This is a genomic window from Mesorhizobium huakuii, from assembly GCF_030160235.1.
GTDB lineage: Bacteria > Pseudomonadota > Alphaproteobacteria > Rhizobiales > Rhizobiaceae > Mesorhizobium > Mesorhizobium huakuii.
On sequence record NZ_BSNY01000047.1, the window covers coordinates 51,223 to 73,866 of the forward strand.

Consider the following 22,644-nt stretch of genomic DNA (forward strand, 5'->3'; position numbering starts at 1 on the left):
ATCTACACGTCGGCCTTGAACGTCTGCTTCTGCTGGCCCAGGCCCTCGATACCCAGTTCCACCACGTCGCCAGCCTTGAGGAACACCGGCGGCTTCATGCCGAGGCCAACGCCGGGCGGCGTGCCTGTGGAGATGATGTCGCCGGGATGCAGCGACATGAACTGGCTGAGGTAGGAAACCAGATATTTGACGCCGTAGACCATGGTCTTGGTCGAGCCGTTCTGCATGGTCTTGCCGTTGACGGTCAGCCACATCTTCAGGTTCTGCGGGTCGGCGATCTCATCCTTGGTCACCAGCCACGGGCCGGTCGGGCCGAACGTGTCGCAGCTCTTGCCCTTGGTCCACTGGCCCTGACGCTCGGCCTGGAAGGCGCGCTCGGATACGTCATGCGCAACGGCATAGCCGGCGACATAATCCAGCGCATCGGCTTCGCTGACATACTTTGCCGTCTTGCCGATGACCACGGCGAGCTCGACCTCCCAGTCGGTCTTCTCGGAGCCGCGCGGGATCAGCACGTCATCGTCCGGACCGACAATGGCCGAGCTTGCCTTCATGAAGATGATCGGCTCCGGCGGCACGGTGGCGCCGGTTTCGGCGGCGTGGTCGGAGTAGTTGAGGCCGATGCAGATGAACTTGCCGGTGCCGGCGACGCAGGCGCCGAGGCGAGGCTTGCCGGGAACCACCGGCAGCGACTTCGGATCGAGCTTGCCCAGCATCTCCAGCGAGGCCGGATGAAGCGTGGTGCCGGCAATGTCGGCGACATGGGCGGAGAGATCGCGGATCGTTCCATCCGCATCGAGCAGGCCGGGACGTTCGCTCCCCACCTCGCCATAGCGCAGCAGTTTCATCTAAATCCTTCTCCTGGTTGCGGCCTCGCGGCCTTTTGTAAACTCTCCGCCGGGGCGATGGCTCCCCGAGGAGCCGGGCGGACCGTACCCATCGACCTCATCCCGGGCAAGCGCGGACAGCTGTCGGGCGGGCCGGCGCGCGGGATTTTCAGACTACCCGATCCACGGCAAACCTTGGGGCGGATCCGATCTTCCTGTCGGCGCCTGATCTCTGCGGTCAGATCGACCAGCCGCCGTCGATATTATAGGCCTGCCCGGACGTATAGGTCGCGCCGGCCAGGTAGACGGCGAGATCGGCGATTTCCTCCGGCGTGCCGAGCCTGCCCATAGGCTGGCGGGCGATGAAGGCGGCGCGGGCGGCTTCGTAGTCGCCTTGCGCATGCATGCGGTCCTGCAGCGACGGGCTCTCGACCGTGCCGGGGCAGATGGCGTTGCAGCGTATGCCCTTGCCGACATAGTCGGCGGCAATCGCCTTGGTCAGGCCGATGACAGCGGCCTTGGTGACGCCATAGGCAAAGCGGTTCGGCACGCCTTTGCCGGCGCCGGCGACCGAAGACATGTTGACGATCGATCCGTCGCCGCGCTCCAGCATGGCGGGCAGCACGGCGCGGATGGTGCGGATCATGGCGCGGACATTGAGGTTGAAGGCGAAATCGAGATCGCCATCCTTCATCTCCAGGATCGAGCCGGAATGAACGAAGCCGGCGCAGTTGAACAGCACGTCAACGCGGCCGATCTCGGCGAAGGCGGCGTTGACCGCCTCGTCGTTGAGCACATCCAGCTTGCGGGTCTTGATCCCGGGCGTCTTGGCGAGTTCGGCGAGAAGCGTCTCGTTGATGTCGGTGGCGTGGACGGTGGCTCCAGTCTTGGCGAAGGCCAGCGCGCTCGCCTTGCCGATGCCTTGCGCCGCCGCCGTGATGACAACGACCTTGCCTGCCAGATCCGCCATATCTTTTCCTCGCCTGCTTGGGTCAACTGCCTTTATCGGCGGCTGGCGACGGCGTCATGTGCCAGCCAGGCGCTATCGTGCAGCCTGTCCCAGTTCACTGATAAAGATGTTTTTTCTCGTTAAAGAACATGTGTCCGGGCGTCAAGCCCGAACACGATCACCATTGCGACAGGCCGGAAATGTCAATCGCCGTAAGGCACCCAGACATTCTTCACCTCGACGGCGCGGCGCAGGAAGGCATCGCCGGCCGCCTCGTCGGATGCCCAGTCGAGGCCGCGGCCATTGCCGCTCCAGACGCGCTTGAGGTTGCCGATGGACTCGGCTTCCACCTTGGCGCAGGTCTCGGCATCGGCGAACACCCAGAGCCCGTCGACATCGTCATGCTTGGCCAGCACGCCGGCAAGTTCGGCGCTGCGGCCGGTGACGATGTTGATGGCGCCGGCCGGAACGTCGGAATATTCGATCACCTGATAGAGGTCGGTGGCGAGCAGCGGATAACGCTCCGAAGGCACCGCGACGACGGTGTTGCCCATGGCCAGCGCCGGAGCGACCAGCGAGATCAGGCCGAGCAGCGGTGAAGCATCCGGCGCGACGATGCCGACGACGCCGACCGGCTCATGCAGCGCCAGCGTCACCGCGCGGGCCGGCGGCTGGTGCACGCGCCCCTCGAACTTGTCGGCAAGACCCGCATAGAGGAACAGACGTTCGATTGACTGCTCCACTTCTTCCCGCGCGGCCTTGGCGTTGGCGCCGGTTAGCTCGCTGAGACGGGCGGCAAACTCGCCGGCGCGGCCGGAAAGGTTCTCGGCCAGGTAATAAAGCACCTGGGAGCGGTTATAGGCGGTGGCTTCAGGCCAGCCTCTGCAGGCGCGGGCGGCGGAAACGGCGTCTCGGATATCCTTGCGGTTGCCGAAGCCGACTTCACCGGCGAGCTTTCCCTTGGCGGTGGCGACAGCCAGCGAATAATTGCCGTCCGGCCGCACCTGTTTGCCGCCGATGAACAGTTTAGCGGTGCGGTCGATGGCCGCGCCATCAACTTGCTCGACGGGCTGCGCCGAAATCACCGCCGGCTTGATGACCGGGCCGAGCGGCAGCTTTGCCGTGAGATATTCGAACATGCCTTCACGCCCGCCTTCACGCCCGAAGCCGCTTTCGCGGTAGCCGCCAAAACCGCAGGCGGCGTCGAACATGTTGGTGCCGTTGATCCAGACGACGCCGGCCTTCAGCTGCGGCGCGACATGGAGCGCGAGGTTGACGTTCTCGCTCCACACGCTCGCCGCAAGGCCGTAGCGCGTGTTGTTGGCAAGCTCGATCGCTTCCTCGGTGTTGCGGAAGGTCATGGTCGCCAGCACCGGTCCGAAAACCTCTTCCTGCGCCAGGATATTAGCCGGCGAAACGCCGGTGGCGAGCGTCGGCAGATGGTAATAGCCGGAGGATGGCAGCACGGCATCCGGCTGCCAGCAGACGGCGCCCTGCTTCGCGCCTTCGGCGACCAGGCCCTTGACGCGGTCGAGCTGGGTCAGGTCGACCAACGGGCCGATATCGGTGTTCTTGTCGAGCGGACTGCCGACGCGCAGCCGGCTCATCCGCGTCTTGACCTTGGCGATCAGGGCCTCGGCAATGCCTTCCTGCACCATGAGCCGCGAGCCGGCGCAGCAGACCTGGCCCTGGTTGAACCAGATACCGTCGACCAGGCCTTCCACGGCGCTGTCGAGATCGGCATCCTCGAAGACGATGAAGGCCGATTTGCCGCCGAGCTCCAGCGACAGTTTCTTGCCCGAGCCGGCTGTGGCCTTGCGGATGATCTTGCCCACTTCGGACGAGCCGGTGAAGGCGATCTTCTGGATGCCGGGATGGTTGACGATGGCCGCGCCCGCTTCCGGTCCGCCTTGCACGATGTTGACGACGCCCTTAGGCACGCCGGCACGTTCGCAGATCTCGGCGAACAGGATGGCGGTCAGCGGCGTGAACTCGGCAGGCTTCAGCACCACCGTGCAGCCGGCGGCCAGTGCCGGCGCGATCTTCCAGGCCAGCATCAGCAGCGGGAAATTCCACGGGATGATCTGGCCGACGACGCCGACGCTCTTGTGGCCGGGAAAATCCCTGTCCAGCGCCTGCGCCCAGCCGGCGTGATGGATGAAGTGACGGATCGCCAGCGGCACGTCGATGTCGCGGCTTTCGCGGATCGGCTTGCCGTTGTCGATGGACTCAAGCACCGCGAACAGGCGCTGATGCCGCTGCATGGCACGACCGATGGCGTAGAGCACCTTTGCCCTGGCGTAGCCTGAACTGGCGCTCCATTTCGGCAGCGCCTTGGTGGCGGCCGCAACCGCCGCGTCGATATCGGCCGCACTGGCGTCGGAGACCTTGGCCAGCAGCTTGCCGGAAGACGGCTCGCTGGTGTCGAAGGTCTTGCCGCCGGAAGCGGCTTTCCAGCCGCCGTCGATGAACAGCGCCTTGCCGAAATCGCGCGCGGCAAGCCACGCATCGGCCTCGTTGCGGGCTTCCGGCGCCGGGCCGTACTCCATGGCGTGATAGCGGTCGAGAATATTCATGGGGTGCCTCCTTTACCCTTCCCTTCGCGGGAAGGGTCGACCGGCCAGGCCGATCGGGGTGGGTGCTCAAGCCATTGCGTGGCGGTGATTGGCCGAATAGTGCCCGGTCAGATGGTGCTCGAGCTGCCGCTCGATGTCGGTCAAAAGGCTCGACGCGCCGAAGCGGAACAGCTCTGGCTCCAGCCATGGCCGGCCGAGTTCTTCCTTCATCAGCACCAGCCAGTCGAGCGAGGCTTTTGCGGTGGAAATGCCGCCGGCCGGCTTGAAGCCGATGAGATAGCCGGTCTCCTCGAAATACGCCCTGATGGCGCGCACCATGGCCAACCCGACGGGCAGCGTCGCATTGACGCTTTCCTTGCCGGTCGAAGTCTTGATGAAATCGGCGCCCGCCATCATCGCCACCATCGAGGCCAGCATGACATTGCGCAAAGTGGCGAGGTCGCCGGTGCCGAGAATGACCTTCAGATGCGCATCGCCGCAGGCGGCACGCATCGAGACGATCTCGTTGTAGAGCTCCCGCCACTTGGCGCCGAACACCAGCCCGCGCGGGATGACGACGTCGATCTCGTCGGCGCCGTCGCGCACCGAGGCCTCGATTTCCTGCAGCCGGGTCGACAGCGGTGCCAGGCCGTGCGGAAAGGCGGTGGAAACGGCGGCAACGTGAATGCCGGTGCCGCGCACGGCATCGACGGCCGTGGCGACGAAGGGATGGTAGACGCAGACCGCCGCCGGACGGATGGTTTCGCCCGCAATGCCGAGGCCCTCGACGATGTCGCGGCGGAACGGGTTGATCGCCTTGGCGCAGAGCCGGCGCACGCGCTCCTCCGTGTCATTGGAGTTCAGCGTCGTCAGATCCATGCAGGCGACGGCGCGCAGCAGCCAGGCCGCCTGGTTGTCGGCCTTGATCGAGCGCCGCTTGGTCAGGCTGGCGACGCGCCGTTCCAGCGCCGAGCGGTTGACGCTGCGCACCGATTCCATGAAGCCGAGGTCGAGTTTCATGCCGGGATTGCGCGCAATGCGATGGTCCAGCGGTGCCGGGGTGTTGGCGGCGGCGCGGGCCGGCAGCGGCGTCACCTTGGTGCCAATGTCGGCTTCGCGGATTGTGCTGCTCATCTCCTGCCCTTTCATTCAGCGACTTGCGCTTATGTCTTGGTGCGCGTCGTTTTTCCGTCGCGAACAAAGATAGCCCGTGAAGTCGTGCTTCACGAGTCCTCAAGCGAGGGATAGCTGAAAAAGGCCGCAAAAGCAGCTAGTTTTTGACCGCATGGTCAAAATGCAGGTTTGAGGTGTCGGCCTCCGGCTCAGCCGACGAAGGCGCGCTCGACGACGAAGGTCGCGGGATGGCTGAGCGAGCCTTCCTGGAAGCCGAGGCTTTCGGCGAGCTCCTTGACGTCCTTGAGCATATGCATCGAGCCGCAGATCATGATGCGGTCCGTTTCCGGATTGAGCTTCTCGATGCCGAGGTCGGCGTAGAACTTGCCCGAGCCGATCAGGGCGGTGATGCGGCCCATGCGGGCCGATTCTTCGCGGGTCGTCGAATTGTAGAGCGTGACGCGGCCGGTGGTCAGTTCGCCGATCAGCGGGTCGTTCTCCAGCGCCGCCACCAGTTCCTGGCCGTAGGTCAGCTCGGCATTGTCGCGGCAGGTATGGGTCAGGATCAGCTGGTCGAATTTTTCATAGGTGTCGGGGTCGCGCAGCAGGCTGGCGAAGGGCGCGATGCCGGTGCCGGTCGAGATCATGAACAGCCGCTTGGCTGGGGTCAGTGCGTCGACCACCAGCGTGCCGGTCGACTTCTGGCGCATGATGACGGTGTCGCCGACCTGGATCTTCTGCAGTTCCGAGGTCAGCGGGCCGTCCGGCACCTTGATCGAGAAGAATTCCAGCTCTTCGTCCCAGGCCGGGCTCGCCACCGAATAGGCGCGGAACACCGGCTTCTCGGCATTGGGCAGGCCGATCATCACGAACTCGCCGGAGCGGAAGCGCAGCGACTGCGGACGGGTGATGCGGAACGAGAACAACCGGTCGGTGTAGTGCTTCACCGAGACGACGGTTTCGGCATAGACATTGGCCGGAATCGGAAACTGCAGCGGGCGGGCGCCGGCGGTGTTGAAGGCGGACGTGGTGTTCATCAAATCCAACTTTCTGGCCCAGCCGGGGACGCGGGCGCCAAACTTTCACCTGCTCGCCCGGACCGTTCAGGTCCCGGCGTGCTGCTCGCACACTCCAAAGCGGTAAGCTCTTGTGTCCGGAATTTATTAGTATACAAACGATATTTGCGTCAAGATACCGTCGCGAAACACCTTTCCAAACTGTGCCATATCCGTAGTCCCAGCATTTCGGGTTTCGACAATGAAAGAGAATTTTTCGGTGCAGCCGCCGGATTCCCTGGGCAGCGTCGTGGCCGGCATCGATGTCGGCGGGACCTTTACCGACCTGCTTCTGATCGACGGCAGGCACGGCGGCAAGGTGCATATCGCCAAGACCCCGACGACGGTCGACAACCAGGCCTTCGGCGTGGTTTCGGCACTTGGCGCCACCGGATTTGCCATCGACGGCATCGACCTCATCGTGCACGGCACGACCACCACCACCAATGCCGTGCTGGAGCGCCGTCTGGCCAGGACCGGCATGATCACCACGCGCGGCTTTCGCGACGTGATCGAGCTTGGCCGGCGCACCCGGCCGCAACCCTATGGCATGACCGGCACCTTCGTTCCCGTCATCCCGCGCAATCTCAGGCTCGAAGTGTCGGAGCGCGTCGAGGCGTCCGGCGCGGTGCGCACGCCGCTCGACGAGGCCGAAATGCGCGATGCGGTGAAGGCGCTGATCGCGGCCGGCTGCGAATCCCTCGTCATCCATTTCCTGCATTCCTACGCTAACCCGTTGCACGAGCGGCGCGCCGCCGAGATCGCCGCGGAGCTTTGGCCGAACGGCTACATCACCACGGGCCATGCGCTGCTGTCGGAAGCCCGCGAATTCGAGCGTGGGGTGACGGCTTCCGTCAACGCCTCGGTGCAGCCGATCCTCGAGCGCTATGTCGAGCGGCTGCGCAAGGAATTGGCGGCAAAGGGCTATGCCCGCGACTTCCTGATCATGAACGGCAATGGCGGCATGATCTCGGCCCGCTTCGTCACACGTGAATCGGCCAAGACCGTCATGTCCGGCCCGGCCTCCGGCGTCATCGCCGCCGCCTATACGGGCAAGCGCGCCGGCTTCGAAAACCTTGTGACCTACGACATGGGCGGCACCTCGACCGACGTGGCGCTGATCCGCAACGCCGAGCCGGCGGTCTCCAACGAGATCGAGATCGAGTATGCCATGCCGATCCATGTGCCGATGGTCGCGGTGCACACGGTCGGCGCCGGCGGCGGCTCGATCGCCCGTGTCGACGCGGCCGGCCTGATCCAGATCGGCCCGGAAAGTGCGGGCGCCAATCCCGGCCCGATCTGCTACGGCCGTGGCGGCCTGGAGCCGACCATCACCGATGCCAATCTGGTGCTCGGCCGGTTGGCGCCGAAGAAATTGCTGGCCGTCGAAAATCCGGTCACCGTGGAGAGCGTCACCGGCATTTTCGAGGACAGGATCGGCAAGGCCACCGGCCTGTCGGGCGTCGAGGCTGCGGGCGCGGTGCTGCGGCTCGGCAACATGAAGATGGCCGGCGCCATCCGCATGGTCTCGGTGTCGCGCGGCCACGATCCCCGCGATTTCGCGCTGTTCGCCTTCGGCGGCGCCGGGCCGCTGCATGCAACGGCATTGGCGCGCGAACTCGGCCTGCCCCGCGTGCTGGTGCCGGCGCGTCCCGGCATCACCAACGCGCTCGGCTGCGTCGTCGCCGACCTGCGTCATGACTTCGTCAACACCATCAACCAGCCGGTCGCGGTGCTCGACGAAATCCAGCTTCATCAAGTATTGGAACGGCACCGAAACGAAGGCGAGGAGCTGATCGCCAAGGAAGCGGTGAAGCCGGAGACGATCCGCGTCACCCACTCCGCCGACATGCAGTTCGTTGGCCAGACCCACATCATCAACGTGCCGCTGCCGTCTTCCACAGTGACACGGCAGGAGCTGCAGGCCCTGTTCGAAAAGGCCTATTTCGCCCGCTTCAAGGTCGAGCTGCCGGAAATCCGCGCCAACCTCGTTAACCTCAACACCTCGGTCACGGGCGTGCGGCCGGCGATCGACCTGTCTCGCCTGATCGACCCGGCCGGGCGCGCCACGACACTCGACGAGGCGCGGCGTGAGATCCGGCCGGTCTGGTATGCGGGCCAGTGGCACGACACGCCGGTATACGCACGCGAAAAACTGCCGCTCGATGCCGTCATCGACGGGCCGGCAATCCTCGAACAGATGGACGCCACCACCGTGCTCGAACCCGGCGACCGCGCCTGCTGCGATGCCGACGGCAACATCATCATCGACATTGGCGAGGCCTGACATGCCCGACATTGATATGGCAAAGCTTGACGCCATCACGCTTTCGGTTCTCCAGGCGGCGTTGCAGCAGGTCTGCGACGAGATGGACCTGACCTTTTCCCGTGCTGCCTTCTCGCCTGTGATCGCCGAGGCCAATGACCGTTCCGACGGCATCTATTCCGCCGTCGACGGCTCGCTGATCGCGCAAGGGTCGCAGGGCCTGCCGGTGTTCGTCGGCGTCATGCAATATTCGACGAAGACGGTGATAGAGATGATCGCCGATGGGCGTTGCCTAGCCCCAGAACCCGGCGACATCTACATCGTCAACGACCCCTATCTCGGCGGCACGCATCTGATGGATGTGCGCTTCGCCATGCCGGTCTACCGCGATGGGAAAATCTTCTGCTGGCTGTCCAACACCGGCCATTGGCCCGACATTGGCGGCTCGGTGCCGGGCGGGTTTTCCGCGTCCGCGACAGCCGTGGAGCAGGAAGGTTTGCGGCTGCCGCCCGTCAAACTGTTCAAGAAGGGCGTGCTCGATCCCGAGATCTACGCCATCATCTGCTCCAACATCCGGGTCGCCGACCAGCGCATTGGCGACATCAGGGCGCAGGCGGCCGCGCTGCTGATCGGCCAGGATAGGCTCAATGGAATCCTGGATCGTTACGGTGACGAAACGGTTGTCGAGGCAATCGCTGAACTGCGCCGCCGCGCCGCCGAGCAGATGCGCGCCAACATCGCGGCGATTCCCGACGGCACGTACCATTCCAAGGCCTTTGTCGATTCCGACGGGGTGGTCAACGAGCCGCTGACCATCGCGCTTGCGGTGGAGAAACAAGGCGACACGCTGACCTTCGATTTTGCCGGTTCTTCAAAACCCTGCGCCGGGCCGATGAACAGCGTGCTGGCGACGACCTTGTCCTCGGTCTATCTCGCCATGCGCCACATCTTCCCGGATGTGCCGATCAGCGCCGGCGCTTTCGAACCGTTGATCGTCAAGCGTCCGGAGGGCACCTTCCTCGACGCCAAATATCCGCGCCCCGTGTCCGGCTGCGCGGCGGAGGTCTCGCAGCGCATCGCCGAGGCTGTGTTCGCGGCCATGGTGCAGGCGCTGCCCGACAAGGTGACGGCGGCGCCCGCCGGCTCCAGCGGCAATTTCGCGCTCGGTGGCAACGACCCGGCGCGCGGCCGCGATTATGTGATGTATCAGATCTCCGGTGGCGGCTATGGCGGCAATTCAGGCCATGACGGCCTGACCAATGGCTGCTCGACCATCGGCATCTCCAAATCGCCGCCGGTCGAGATCATGGAGCAAGCTTTTCCGGTGCTCTACCGCCACTACGCCTTGCGCGAAGGTTCGGGCGGCGCCGGCAAGCACCGCGGCGGTTTCGGCCTCGCCTATGAGGTCGAGATCCTGCGCGGCGACGCGCGGGCCTCCTTCGTCATGGATCACGGCCGCTTCGGCCCGCAAGGCGCGCTTGGCGGCAAGGACGGCGAGCCAAACAGCGTGACCGTCTTCCGTGACGGCGTGGCGCATGTGCCGCCGCATCTGTCCAAGGAGCAGGATATCCCGCTGAAAGCCGGCGACCGCGTGCGCGTCGGCACGCCGGGCGGTGGCGGCTATGGCGATCCGCGCGAGCGTGATCCGGAATTGGTCGCCGAGGACGTCAGGCTTGGTTACTATACGGAAGAGCAAGCCAGGAACCTTTTCGGGGCCTGACGACCTTCATATGCGGTGCCCGGGGCCTCCAACAGTCCCCTGACGGGTGGTCGAAGCCGAACCGCGCGGCCTCATGGCCGCGCCTACACGGCTGCCTTCAGCGCGGCGGCGAATTTCTGCGCGATCTTCGTGAAACCCGCCGGCGTCGGATGCAACTCATTGGCCCAGTCGGCGGCCGTCAGCGTCCCTTGCGTATCGACGAGATGGAAGTTGTTGGCGGGCGTGTCGGCCAGCCCCTTCACCAGATCGCGAAACGCCGCCAGCGTGTCATGGACGATCGTCTTGCCTTGCGCCACGGTCCAGTTGCAGAAGTCGAGCGAAGGTTTCAGCCAGGGACCGGCGCAGGCCGGGTGAACGCCGTTCGGGATCGGAAAATCGTAGCAATGCCCGAAGATCGGCACGCCTGGCGCGACCCGGTCGCGCAAGGCGAACAGGTCGAGATAACAGGCCTCGATCATGCCAAGCGCCCTGGTGAAGCGGTCCTTGTTCAGGCCGGTGGCGTGGCCGTCATTGAAGTCGAGGAAGATGCAGAACTGATCGCCGGCAATGTCGTTGCCGCCGGCCGAGACCAGGATGGCGTCGGGTTTGCCGTCCAGCCAGTTGGCTTGGTTGCGCAGCGCTGCAATCATCCTTTCCTGCTTGGGAAGCGACATCTCGTCCGTCGCCGCGTCGCCGTGATGCGCCAGGTTGAGGATCGTCGGCGGGGCGCTGCCGATCCGGCGCAGTTGCGCGATCACATCGGTGTCGGAGAGCGGCAATCCGTTACCGGTCAGCGGATAGTCGAACCATGAATCGCCCTGTGCCAGCATCACCAGCGGGCGGTTGCTGACCGCCGCCTCCAGCGTGTGTGCGCTGTCGCGCGCGGCGGCAAGGCGCTGGATGTTGGCCTGGTGGATGCGCACACGGTTGGCGATGTCCTCAGCGATCCGACGCTGCGCGGCCTGCTGCACGAATTCCGGCTGATCCATTGTCGTCCTCCCGAGCATTGTCCTTCGGGCAATGCAAATCCCTCGACGAAATCATCGTATTTCAAATCAAGAATTACGGATACTTTGGAGATGGAAATGTATACCACAAGTTTCCTTGTGCGGGGAAGATGTACCGCGAAATAAAGGCGCAGCCCTGTTGTCGACGTTTCGTATCCGCACCGCGCCGTGATCGCCGCAGCGCATGTCGCTTCCGTCTCCGCCGGAAGCACCGGAGCCGGTAGACTTCGCCGGTCAACGGAGATCTGGAACATGCGTCTTTTCGGTCGTTTCGTGCTTGCCGCTTCCGTCGCCCTTACCCTTGCCGCCGGTGCCGCCAGCGCCCAGGACAAGCTCAGGATCGGCACCGAAGGCGCCTATCCGCCCTTCAACTACGCCAATGCCGACGGCACGCTGGGCGGCTTCGACATCGACCTCGGCAAGGCGCTGTGCGCGCAGATGAAGGCCGAGTGCGAATTCACCGTCCAGGATTTCGACGGCTCTATTCCCGCGCTGCAAGCCGGCAAGTTCGATGCCATCATCAACATCACCATCACGCCCGAACGGGCCGAGAAGGTGGAGTTCACCCACAAATATTATCAGACGCCGCCGGCCATCGCCGTGCCGAAGGATTCCACCATCGCGGGCACCTCGCCGGACGATTTGAAAGGCAAGGCGCTCGGCGTGCAGACCGCCACCATCCATCAGAAATTCGCCGAGCAGAGATATGCGGGCTCGACCGTCAAGGCCTACCCCACCGGCGACGATGCCCGCACCGACATGGCCAATGGCCGCCTCGACGCGATGATGGACGGCTCGATCATCCTGACCGAATGGCTGAAGAAGCCCGACGGCGCCTGCTGCAAGCTGCTTGGCACGCTGACGGCCGATCCGGCCATCCATGGCCCCGGCGTCGGCATCGCCCTGCAGAAGGGCAACAAGGAACTCGCCGGCAAGTTCAATGCGGCGATCGACGCCTTGCGCGCCAACGGCAAATACAAGGAAATCAACGACAAGTATTTTGCCTTCGACGTCTACGGCAACTGAGGCCGGCAACTAACGCCTTCCGGCAGCGCAGCTTGGCGCTGCCGTTTTTCATGAATGATGGAGACCTTCTTGGCTGAGCGGCGTTCCCCTTTCTACAGCAGCATCGTCGGGCTCGGCGCGACCATGGGTCGGGTCGGCGGCGATTTCATCTCGGCCAAATACTATTCCGGCATCGCCGACGAGCACCTGAACACGCGGGCAAATGTCGGCGTGCAGGATCTGAGCACCATGGGCAAGATGGACATCAAGGGGCCGGAGGCCGAAGCGCTGGTCAACCATGTCATCGTCAACGACGCCGCGGCGATGAAACCAGGCCAGGTGCGCTACTCCACGGTCTGCCGCGAGGATGGCGGCATCATGGACGACCTCACCGTGTTCCGGCTGGGACAGGAGCATTTCATGCTGGTCACCGGTTCGGTCAACCGCCTGAAGATGCTACCCTGGCTGCAGCACCATGCTGAGAGCCGCAAGGCCTACGTCACCGACATCACCGCGGCGATAGCCTTCCCGACCATCCAGGGCCCGCGCTCGCGCGACCTGTTGAAGGCGTTGATCTCGGATACCGACCTCGATGATCTGAAGCGATGGGCATTCACATCAGGCCATGTCAACGGCACGCGCGTCTTGATCTCGCGGACTGGCGTGACTGGCGAACTCGGCTTCGAACTGTTCGTGCCCGCCGACGAGGCCGCCTCGGTCTGGGATGCGCTGATGCGGGCCGGCAAGGACTTCGGCCTGAAACCCTATGGCGTGCTGGCGATGTTCACGCTCGGCCTGGAAAAGGCCTATCCGGCGCATGGCATCGACATGGATGAGACCCGCACGCCGTTCCATGTCGGCCTAGACCGCTGGATCAAATTCGACAAGGGCGATTTCATCGGCCGCGAAGCGCTGCTCAAAATCCGCGACGAGGGCCTCGACGAGCGCTGGACCGGTCTGATCCTCGATGGCGACAAACCGGCGGCGACGGATGCCAGGGTGCTGGCCGATGGCGAGGATGCCGGCATCGTCACCTACAGCGACCACGGCTATTCCCTGGGCAAGGTGCTGGCGACCGCGCATCTGCGGCTGCCGTTTACGGCGATAGGCGCTGAGCTGAGCATCGACATTGACGGCGTGCCGACCCGTGCGGTGGTGGCGCCGATGCCGTTCTTCGATCCGGAAGGGGTGAGGTTGCGGGGTTAGCTTGGTGCGCGTCGACGGGTCGTTGCCTCGGCGATTTGCCGAAACGACCCATTACTTCGTCATCCTCGGGTCTCCGCGACGCGGCTTCGCGGCTGCTTCGCCCGTGGATGACGAAGTTAGGGAAGCTCCGCCCAAGTGTTCAGCCGGCTCACCCCCGCCGATCCAGCCGCGCCACCAATCGATCCCCCGCCCACTGGATTCCACACACCAGGATGATCAGTACGATGACCACCGCGACCATCACCGACGTCTCGAACCGCTGATAACCGTAGCGGATGGCGAGGTCGCCGAGGCCGCCGGCGCCGATGGCGCCGGCCATGGCCGAGGCACCGATCAGCGTCACCAAGGTCACCGTGAAGCCGGCGACGATGCCGGGGAGCGCCTCCGGCACCAGCACCTCGCGGATGATCGTCCAGCGGTTGCCGCCCATGGCGCGCGCCGCCTCGATCAGGCCATGGTCGACCTCGCGCAGCGACACTTCGGCGATGCGCGCGTAATAGGGCGTGGCGGCGATCGAGAGCGGCACGATGGCCGCCCAGGTGCCGATCGAAGTGCCGACGATCAGCCGCGTCAGCGGGATCAGCGCCACCAGAAGGATGATGAACGGCACCGAGCGGAAGCCGTTGATGACGGCACCCAGCACGCGGTTGACCCACAGGCTTTCGGCGATGCCGCCGCGTTCGGTAGCGATCAACGCGAGACCAAGCGGCAGGCCGAAGACCAGCGAGATCAGGCCGGAGGCGGCCGTCATCAGCACCGTTTCCCAGATCGACCGCAGCAGAAGCTCAAACAGGATTGGCGACATGGCCAAGCACCTCCACCCGCGCCTGGCGGGCCTTCAGGAATGTGATGATTTCGGCGAGATGGCTCGCATCGCTGCCGGGAACGGAGAGGAACAGCGTGCCGACGGGCTGCTGCTGGATGTGGTCGATGCCGCCATGAACGAGGCGGAAGGCGCCCGGAACAGAGGTGGCAAGGTCGGACAGCAGCGGGCCGCTTGCGGCGTCGCCGGCCACGTCCACGCGCAGGATCGTCTCCGCGCCGGAAGCCGGCAGCAGCCGCGCCGCCAGTTCGGCTGGCAGTTGTGGCCGGATGGCGCCGAGCAGGCTTTTGGTGATGTCCGATTGCGGGTCGGCAAACACCGACCAGACCGGCCCTTGCTCGACGATGCGCCCGGCATCGATCACCGCCACGCGGTCGGCGATCGAGCGGATCACCTCCATCTCATGGGTGATCAAAAGGATGGTCAGGCCAAGCTGCCGGTTGATGTCTTTCAGCAGCGCCAGGATCGAGCGTGTCGTCTCCGGGTCGAGCGCCGAGGTCGCTTCATCAGACAACAGCAACGCCGGCCGCGCGGCCAGCGCCCGAGCGATGCCGACCCGCTGTTTCTGGCCACCGGATAGTGATGACGGATAGGCTTTTGCCTTCTCGGACAGGCCGACGAGGTCGAGCAGCTCCGCCGCCCGTGCCAGCCCCTCGGCCTTCGGCCGGCCCTCGATCTTCAAAGGCAGCGCCACATTGTCCTCGACCGTCTTGGCCGACAGCAGGTTGAAGTGCTGGAAGATCATGCCGATGCGCCGCCGCAGCGGCTGCAGCTCGCGCTCGCCGAGCTGGCTGATCTCGCGGCCCTCGATGAAGACCTCGCCGGAATCCGGCCGCTCCAGCCCGTTCAGGCAGCGGATCAGCGTCGACTTGCCGGCGCCGCTGCGGCCGATAATGCCGAGGATCTCGCCCTTGCGCACCGTCAGCGAGATACCGTCGATCGCCGGCGTGGCACCAAAGCGGCGCTTCAAATCGACAAGGCGCACCACGTCTTGCGATCCGGCCTTGTCGGCGGGCTCGGCGGTTGCGGTGAAATGCTGGTTCATACGCGGATCCCGAAATGCGATTGCGGCCCGCGCATCGCGCGGACCGCCTTCCCGATCAAAGCAGGCATATCAATGCCCTGATGGTCTCAATAGGCGCTGAGGCCGGTGCCCTTGTAGACCTTGTCGAATTCGGCCTTGACCGCGTCGTTCTGGTAGGAGGCGACCAGCGTCTTCACCCAGGCTTCGTTTTCATTGCCGACCTTGACCGCGATGAAGTTGCGGTACGGATTGTCGGCAATAGGTTCCTGCGCGATGCGGTTTTCCGGCGTCAGGCCGCTTTTCAGCGCCCAGTCGGTGTTGACCACGGCGGCGTCGAGATCCTCGACCGAGCGGCCGACGATGCCGGCGTCGAGTTCCTTGATCTCGACCTTCTTGGGGTTCTCCGCGATGTCGGCGGTGGTGGCAAGAATGCCGGTGCCATCCCTGAGCTTGATCACGCCCTCGTTCTGCAGCACACGCAGCGCCCGGCCTTCATTGGAAGGGTCGTTGGGCACGCCGATGACAGCGCCTTCCGGCAGGTCGGCGACCGCTTTGTACTTCTTGGAGTAGAGGCCGATCGGCCAGACGCCGGTATAGCCGACGCGCACGATGTGATAGCCCTGTGTCTTGATCTGGTTGTCGAGATAAGGCTGGTGCTGGAAGGCGTTGGCGTCGATCTCGCCGCGCTCCAGCGCCTCGTTGGGCTGGGTGTAGTCGTTGAACACCACGGTCTCGATCGTCAGGCCCTTTTCGGCGGCCTGGGCGACCACGACGCGCCAGACGTCCTCGTCCTCGCCGCTGATGATGCCGACCTTGATCGCCTTCTTGTCCTCGGCGAAGGACGCATGCGGCGCCATCAGACTGCCGACCGCGACGGCCGATGCGAACAGCAGAGCAAGGCCGCCGCGGCGGTTGATGGTTGACCAAAGGGAAGATGGCGAAGTGTTTTTGGCGTCGGACATGATTGATCTCTGCGGTTGTGAAGTCATGGCAGCAAGGCGGATTGCCCAGGCTTGGTCACATCGTCAGAAATTCTATCGATTTCATCAAAGAACATGTTTCGCCATTCTCGGCGAAGCCGGGAATATTCTCTCAAAAATTTGAAGGGCGGGAGCACAAGACGCCACGGGATCGACCGCGGCGGTGTCGCACTGCGATCCCAGGGCATCGGGAGTGGTCAGATTCTCAGAGGCCAGCGGGTCCTCAAAGCGCGATCCAGGCGGTCTTCAGCTCCAGATACTTTTCCAGCGCGTGCAGCGACTTGTCGCGGCCGAAACCGGACTGCTTGACGCCGCCGAGCGGCACGGTGATGTCGGCGCCGCCATAGGTGTTGACGTGGACGACGCCGGCATGGATGGCACGCACCATGCGGTGCGCGGTGGACAGGTTTGATGTCCACACCGCCGAGGCCAGCCCGTAGACCGTCGAGTTGGCGAGGCGTACCGCTTCCTCCTCGGTATCGAAGCGCATGACGCCGAGCACCGGCCCGAACACCTCCTCGCGGGCCAGCTGCATGTCCTGCGTGACATTCTCGAAGATCGTCGGCGCCATGTAGCTGCCGCCGGTCTCGGTCAGGATCCGCTCGCCGCCAGTGACCAGCCTTGCGCCTTCTTGCCCAGCCTTGGCGACGAAGCCGAGATTCTTGTCCAGCTGTTCCGCGCTCGACACCGCGCCGATGTCGCTGGTGAGGTCGAGCGGGTCGCCGACCTTCAGCCGCGTGGTTGCCTGGAGAAGTTCGTCCATGAAACGGTCATAGACGGACGACTGCACGAGCAGGCGCGAGCCGGCGACGCAGACCTGGCCGGAATTGCGGAAGATGCCGTTGGCCGAGACGACCGCCGCCTGCTTCAGGTCTGGCGCATCGGCAAAGACGATGTTGGGCGACTTGCCGCCGAGTTCGAGGAAGACGCGCTTCAGGTTGGAGCGGGCGGAATAGTCGAGCAGCCGCCGGCCGACCGGCCCCGACCCGGTGAAGGCGATGGTGTCGACATCCATATGCAGGCCGAGCGCCTCGCCGGTGACGGCGCCGCGGCCGGTAACGACATTGAGCACGCCGGCGGGCAGGCCGGCCTCGGCCGCCAGTTCCGCCAGCCGCAGCAGCGTCAGCGAGGCGATCTCCGGCGGCTTGACCACCACGCAATTGCCGGCGGCCAGTGCGGGCGCGATCTTCCAGGCGCCGATCATCAGCGGGAAGTTCCACGGCACGATGACGCCGACGACGCCGAGCGGTTCCTTGTGGATCAGCCCCAGCACGTTCTCCGCCGTCGGCGCGATCTCGCCATAGACCTTGTCGATCGCCTCGGCGTAGTAGCGGATGGTGCCGGCGGCCGAAAGCGGCTCCGCCTTGTAGGCCATGCCGATCTCGGTGCCGTTGTCGCGCACGCCGAGCACCGCCAGTTCGTCGACATGTTTCTCGATCAGTTCGGCGAGCCTGGTCAGCACCTTCTTGCGGAAGGCAGGGGCGGCGCGCGACCACGAACCCTTGTCGAACGCCTTGCGCGCCGATGTCACCGCGCGGTCGACATCGGCGGCATTCCCGTCGGCGATACTGGCGAAGGCGCGACCGTCGATCGGCGAAATGACAGGCAGCGTCGCGCCGGTTGTTCCCGGCGACTGTGCGCCATCGATGAACAGGCCGCGCGCGCCGATCTCGGTGTTGCGCAGCGTGTCGATGGCATTTTGACTGATCATGATCTTCCCGTTTCAGGTGGGCTGGGCGGCTTGGTAGGCCGCCCAGATATTTCGCTCAATCCTTCAGCGGCAGGCCGAGGCTCTCGAAGGCGACCGGGTCGCGGCCCCGCAAGGCGCCGGCCAACAGCAGGCCGACCACCGCGGCGATCAGCACCAGCCCCGGCAGGAACACGCCGAGGAAGCCGCCGGCTCCCGACAGGCTGCCGAAATTGATGACGATCAGATAGATGATGACGACGAAGGCGATGAAGGTCAGCCCGGGCAGGATGGTGGTCTTCACCGCGTTCTCCTGCGCCGACGGATTGGCGCGGAAGTACATCACCACGGCAAGCGAGGCGACAGCCATCATGACGATGACGCCGAGCGTCGCGACATTGGTCAGCCAGGAAAACAGCGCCAGCACCGGATCGAGGCCGAGCACGGCGAACAGACCGACGACGACAGCCGCCAGCACGCTCTGGATCACCGAGGCGAGATGCGGGCTCTGATGCGCTGAATGCGTCACGCCGATCGACTGCGGCAACAGCTTCTCGCGGCCCGAGACGTAGATGTAGCGGGCAACCGCATTGTGGAACGCCAGCACGCCGGCAAACAGGCTCGACACGAACAGGATGCTCATCGCATGCGTCAGCAGCGTTCCGGCGTAGCGATCGGAGAGGCCGAACAGGAAGGTCGTCGGATCCTGCAGGCCCTGCAGCGCCGGCAGCAATTTGTCGACACCGGCGCCGACCGCCATCAGCCAGGCGGTGACCATGTAGAAGACGCCGATCAAAAGCACGGAGAAATAGGTGGCGCGCGGAATGGTGACCTTGGGGTCGCGGGCTTCCTCGGCATAGATCGTCGTCGCCTCGAAGCCGATGAAGGCGGCGAAGCAGAACAGGATGGCGATGGCCGGCGCGCCTGACGTGATCTGGCTCCAGCTGAACGGTGCGGCCGACAGGCCGCTGTCACCGCCGGTCTTGAGGATCGTCAGATCGAGGATCAGCACCACGGCGTATTCGCACAGAACCAGCACCGTCAGGATCTTGGCCGACAGGTCGACCTGGCGGTAACCGAGCACGGCGACGATGGCGATGGCGATGAAGCTCCACACCCACCAGGGCAGGTTGATGCCCCAGCCGGCAAACAGACCCGATGTGGCAGCGCCGAGCAGGCCCATGACGCCGATCTGCATGGCATTGTAGGACAGGATGGCGATCAGCGCCGTGGCACCGCCGGCGAGACCGCCGAGGCCGCGCGCGGCATAGGCGTAGAAGGCGCCGGCATTGCCGACATGCCGCGACATGGCGACATAGCCGACCGCGAACAGCAGCAGCAGCACCGTCACGATCAGGTAGGTGCCGGCAAAGCCCGCGCCATTGCCCATCAGCATGCCGAGCGGCGTGCCGCCGGCGACAGCCGTTAGGGGTGCGGCGGCCGAGATCACCATGAAGGTGATGGCGCCGACGCCGAGGCTGTTCTTGCGCAGCCTGTTGGCGGGCGGCGCTTGTTCCGAAACTGCTGTCATTGGTCCCTCCTGTTTGCAAACCGATTTGGCTTGCCGGCCGAATGGCCTGTCCCTTAGGCTCTGGATGTTGGTTCATTATTTGAACCGTTATTTTGAATATAGACTTGCAAACCAAGCGGCTTGCTGTCAAGTTAATTCACACGTTAATTGATTGCTTCTGCTGGGAGGCAAATGCCGGGAGGATGCATTGGGGACGGTCGGCAAGGCGATTTCACTTCTGGAGCTGTTCACCGTGGCCGAGCCAGAACTCGGGCTGACCGATCTGGCGCGCCGGTCGGGCTTCGACAAGGCGACGACGCGGCGGCTGCTGGTGGCGCTGACGGGCCATGGCTTCGTCGAGCAGGACGCCGGCACGCGGCACTACAGGCTCGGCGCCGGCCTGTCACGGCTGGCGCGCATCCGCGAGGCGCGCTTCCCCTTCCTGCAGACCGCGGTGCCGCTGGTGCGGGACCTGGCAAGCGCCACGGCCGAGACCGTGCATCTGTCGGAATTCGGCATCGACAGGCTGGTCACCGTCCATGTCGAGCATCCCGCCTGGGCGAACCGCGTCAACATCGATATCGGCCAGCTTCTGCCCCTGCATTCGACCGCCTCGGGCATCGCCTATCTGGCCTTTGCCAGGGACGAGATCGTAAAGGCATGCCTGGCGGGTCCTCTCGAGGCCTTCACCGCGCATACGCTGATCGAGCCGGCCGCCATCTCCCGTTCCATGGCAGAGGCGCGCGAGCGCGGCTATTCGATCTCCGATCAGGGCCTGGAAGAAGGCGTCATATCCGTCGCGGCGGCAATCCTGTCGGCGGAAGGCTTCGCGCTCGGCACCATCGCCGTGGCGGCGCCCAAGGCAAGGACGACGACGGCCGACATCACGCAACGCGGGCTTGCGGTGATGGCGGCCGCACGGGAGATTTCGATGCGCCTCAATGGCGACAATCTGCAAACCTTGAGGAGGCAGGCCTGATGTCGGTAGAGACCACGCCCCGCATCCTGGTCATCGGCACCGGCGACACCAAGGCCGATGAGCTCTTGTTCATGAAAGCCTGCATCGAGGCATCGGGCGGCAGCGCCGTGATGATGGATGTCAGCGTGCTGGGCAATCCGCCCTACAGCCCCGATCACGACAAGCACGCCGTGGCGCGGGCCGTCGACGTGACCATCGAGGAGATCGTCGCCAGCGGTGACGAGAACACCGCCATGACGCTGATGGCGGGCGGGGCCGTGCAACTGGTGCGCCAGCTGCACCGCAACGGCGAGATCGACGCTTTCATCGCCATAGGCGGCTCGATGGGCACAGACCTGGCGCTCGACGTGGCGCTTTCCCTGCCGCTCGGCGTGCCGAAATTCGTCGTCTCCACCATCGCCTATTCGCACCTGATCCCGCCGGAGCGCGTCGCGCCCGACCTGATGATGATCCTCTGGGCCGGCGGGCTCTATGGCCTCAACTCGATCTGCAAGCTGGTGCTGTCGCAGGCCTGCGGCGCGGTTGTCGGCGCGGCCAGGATCGTGCTGGAGAGCCGTGCCTCGGTCCCGGCGACCGGGCCGAGCATCGGCATGACCTCGCTCGGCAGCTCCTGCCTGCGCTACATGAAGACGCTGAAGCCGGCGCTGGAACGGCGCGGCTATGATGTCGCCGTCTTCCACACCACCGGAATGGGCGGCCGCGCCTTCGAATCGATCGCCGGCCAGGACCATTTCTGCGCTGTCTTCGACTTCAGCCTGCAGGAGATCACCAACCATCTGGCCGGTTCCGTCGTCTCGTCCGGTAGCGACCGGCTGGAAAATGCCGGCGCCCGCGGCATTCCGCAGATCGCCGCGCCCGGCGCGGTCGACATGGTCGATTTGCCGACCTGGCAGGATTTGCCGGCTAAATTTTCCGATCGTCCTTTTCATGCTCATAACAGGCTGATCGCCTCGATCACCGTCGATGCCGATGATCGCCGCCAGGTCGCCAGGACCATCGCGGCCAAGCTCGGCGCCTCGAAAGGGCGCTCCGCCTTCATCCTGCCCTCTGGCGGCATCCAGGAGTGGGACATGCAGGGCGAGCCGCTCCATGAGCCGGAAGCGCTTGCCGCCTTCGTCGACGAGATGCGCAAGGCGATTTCTCCCGGGGTCGAATTCCATGAGATCGACGCCCATATCAACAGCGACGATTTCGTCGCCAAGGCGTTGGAGATCTTCGACCGCTGGGTCGAGGAGGGCATCATCCCGCGCGGCCTGCCGGCCAAGGGGGTGGCCGCGTGAGTGCTGTTCCGGCCCAGGCGCTCGTCCTCGATTTCGGCGGTGTCGTCACCCGCACGCTGTTCGAGACCCACGCCTTGACCGAACAGGCGCTCGGCCTGAAGCCCGGAACGCTGCAATGGCGCGGTCCATTCGATCCGGACAGCGATCCGCTGTGGCGCACCATGCAGGCCGACGAGATCAGCGAGCGTGACTATTGGCGCACCCGCACCAGCGAGGTCGGCCGGCTCGTCGGCGAGGATTGGCAGGCGATGGAAACCTTCGTCCAGCGCGCGCGTGGCGCCGAGCCGGAAAAGGTGGTGCGGCCCGAAGCCGACCATGCCATCCGCGCCGTCCATGCCGCCGGCTTTCGCCTGGCGATCCTGTCCAACGAACTCGACCTGTTCTACGGCGCCGACTTTCGCCGGCGGCTGCCGCTGCTCGGCCTGTTCGGCGTGATCGTGGACGCCACCTATACCGGCATTTTGAAACCGGACCCGCGCGCCTATGGCTTCGTTACCGAGGCGCTCGGCCTGCCCGCCAGCGCCTGCGTGTTCGTCGACGACCAGCAGCGCAATGTCGATGGCGGCCGTGCCGCCGGCATGCGCACGGTGCATTTCGACGTTGCCCGGCCGGCGCGGTCCTATGCCGAAGCCCTTGCCCATTTCGACCTCGTCCCAGCTGCCTGAGACCATTTGCGGAG

Annotated in this window: 18 protein-coding genes; 7 read left to right on the forward strand and 11 right to left on the reverse strand. The window is 64.9% G+C overall.

What is annotated here, in order from left to right; all coding sequences use genetic code 11:
* Positions 1–2 precede the first annotated feature (2 nt).
* The 5 genes from QQK95_RS22450 to QQK95_RS22470 form a co-directional block, all read right to left on the reverse strand.
* Positions 3–848 carry a fumarylacetoacetate hydrolase family protein gene (locus tag QQK95_RS22450; RefSeq protein WP_284276600.1) on the reverse strand — a complete coding sequence of 282 codons (846 nt, stop codon included), beginning with the start codon at positions 846–848 and terminating at the stop codon, positions 3–5.
* A 217-nt stretch (positions 849–1,065) separates the two neighbouring features.
* Positions 1,066–1,797: an SDR family oxidoreductase gene (locus QQK95_RS22455; RefSeq protein WP_284276601.1), complete on the reverse strand. Its 732-nt coding sequence runs from the start codon at positions 1,795–1,797 to the stop codon at positions 1,066–1,068.
* A 182-nt stretch (positions 1,798–1,979) separates the two neighbouring features.
* Positions 1,980–4,352 carry an aldehyde dehydrogenase family protein gene (locus tag QQK95_RS22460; protein ID WP_284276602.1) on the reverse strand — a complete coding sequence of 791 codons (2,373 nt, stop codon included), beginning with the start codon at positions 4,350–4,352 and terminating at the stop codon, positions 1,980–1,982.
* A 66-nt stretch (positions 4,353–4,418) separates the two neighbouring features.
* Positions 4,419–5,465, reverse strand: a complete 1,047-nt coding sequence (deoC, locus tag QQK95_RS22465; protein ID WP_284276603.1) for a deoxyribose-phosphate aldolase — start codon at positions 5,463–5,465, stop codon at positions 4,419–4,421.
* Between the two features lie 188 nt (positions 5,466–5,653).
* Positions 5,654–6,481, reverse strand: a complete 828-nt coding sequence (locus QQK95_RS22470; protein WP_284276604.1) for a ferredoxin--NADP reductase — start codon at positions 6,479–6,481, stop codon at positions 5,654–5,656.
* Between the two features lie 220 nt (positions 6,482–6,701).
* Between QQK95_RS22470 and QQK95_RS22475 the strand changes: the two genes are divergently transcribed.
* Positions 6,702–8,786, forward strand: a complete 2,085-nt coding sequence (locus QQK95_RS22475; RefSeq protein WP_284276605.1) for a hydantoinase/oxoprolinase family protein — start codon at positions 6,702–6,704, stop codon at positions 8,784–8,786.
* 16 nt (positions 8,787–8,802) lie between these two features.
* Positions 8,803–10,485 carry a hydantoinase B/oxoprolinase family protein gene (locus QQK95_RS22480; RefSeq protein ID WP_284277045.1) on the forward strand — a complete coding sequence of 561 codons (1,683 nt, stop codon included), beginning with the start codon at positions 8,803–8,805 and terminating at the stop codon, positions 10,483–10,485.
* An 83-nt stretch (positions 10,486–10,568) separates the two neighbouring features.
* Here QQK95_RS22480 and QQK95_RS22485 read toward each other — a convergent pair whose 3' ends face one another.
* Complete coding sequence (locus QQK95_RS22485; RefSeq protein ID WP_284276606.1) at positions 10,569–11,453, reverse strand: SGNH/GDSL hydrolase family protein; 885 nt, start codon at positions 11,451–11,453, stop codon at positions 10,569–10,571.
* A 270-nt stretch (positions 11,454–11,723) separates the two neighbouring features.
* On the opposite strand from QQK95_RS22485, the gene QQK95_RS22490 reads away from it, so the two are divergent.
* Complete coding sequence (locus QQK95_RS22490) at positions 11,724–12,497, forward strand: ABC transporter substrate-binding protein (protein ID WP_284276607.1); 774 nt, start codon at positions 11,724–11,726, stop codon at positions 12,495–12,497.
* Positions 12,498–12,551: 54 nt separating this feature from the next.
* Complete coding sequence (locus QQK95_RS22495) at positions 12,552–13,682, forward strand: aminomethyltransferase family protein (RefSeq protein ID WP_322791225.1); 1,131 nt, start codon at positions 12,552–12,554, stop codon at positions 13,680–13,682.
* Between the two features lie 148 nt (positions 13,683–13,830).
* Here QQK95_RS22495 and QQK95_RS22500 read toward each other — a convergent pair whose 3' ends face one another.
* From QQK95_RS22500 to QQK95_RS22520, 5 genes are all read right to left on the reverse strand, one after another.
* Positions 13,831–14,487 (reverse strand): methionine ABC transporter permease, encoded by a 657-nt coding sequence (locus QQK95_RS22500; protein WP_172371425.1) that lies wholly within the window; start codon positions 14,485–14,487, stop codon positions 13,831–13,833.
* Positions 14,468–15,550 (reverse strand): methionine ABC transporter ATP-binding protein, encoded by a 1,083-nt coding sequence (locus tag QQK95_RS22505; protein ID WP_284276609.1) that lies wholly within the window; start codon positions 15,548–15,550, stop codon positions 14,468–14,470. Before QQK95_RS22505 ends, QQK95_RS22500 begins: the two co-directional genes overlap by 20 nt.
* Before the next feature lie 86 nt (positions 15,551–15,636).
* Positions 15,637–16,491, reverse strand: a complete 855-nt coding sequence (locus QQK95_RS22510; RefSeq protein ID WP_284276610.1) for a MetQ/NlpA family lipoprotein — start codon at positions 16,489–16,491, stop codon at positions 15,637–15,639.
* Between the two features lie 241 nt (positions 16,492–16,732).
* Positions 16,733–18,220 (reverse strand): aldehyde dehydrogenase, encoded by a 1,488-nt coding sequence (locus QQK95_RS22515; protein WP_284276611.1) that lies wholly within the window; start codon positions 18,218–18,220, stop codon positions 16,733–16,735.
* Positions 18,221–18,275: 55 nt separating this feature from the next.
* Entirely contained in the window at positions 18,276–19,727 is a 1,452-nt protein-coding gene (locus QQK95_RS22520) for an APC family permease (RefSeq protein ID WP_284276612.1), read from the reverse strand.
* Positions 19,728–19,914: 187 nt separating this feature from the next.
* On the opposite strand from QQK95_RS22520, the gene QQK95_RS22525 reads away from it, so the two are divergent.
* The 3 genes from QQK95_RS22525 to QQK95_RS22535 are packed head-to-tail and all read left to right on the forward strand — an operon-like array spanning position 19,915 to position 22,630.
* Entirely contained in the window at positions 19,915–20,685 is a 771-nt protein-coding gene (locus QQK95_RS22525; protein WP_284276613.1) for an IclR family transcriptional regulator, read from the forward strand.
* On the forward strand, positions 20,685–21,965 hold the full coding sequence (locus QQK95_RS22530) for a Tm-1-like ATP-binding domain-containing protein (protein ID WP_284276614.1): 1,281 nt from the start codon (positions 20,685–20,687) through the stop codon (positions 21,963–21,965). The genes QQK95_RS22525 and QQK95_RS22530 overlap by 1 nt, the downstream gene beginning before the upstream one ends.
* Positions 21,962–22,630 carry an HAD family hydrolase gene (locus tag QQK95_RS22535; protein WP_284276615.1) on the forward strand — a complete coding sequence of 223 codons (669 nt, stop codon included), beginning with the start codon at positions 21,962–21,964 and terminating at the stop codon, positions 22,628–22,630. Before QQK95_RS22530 ends, QQK95_RS22535 begins: the two co-directional genes overlap by 4 nt.
* Positions 22,631–22,644 lie beyond the last annotated feature (14 nt).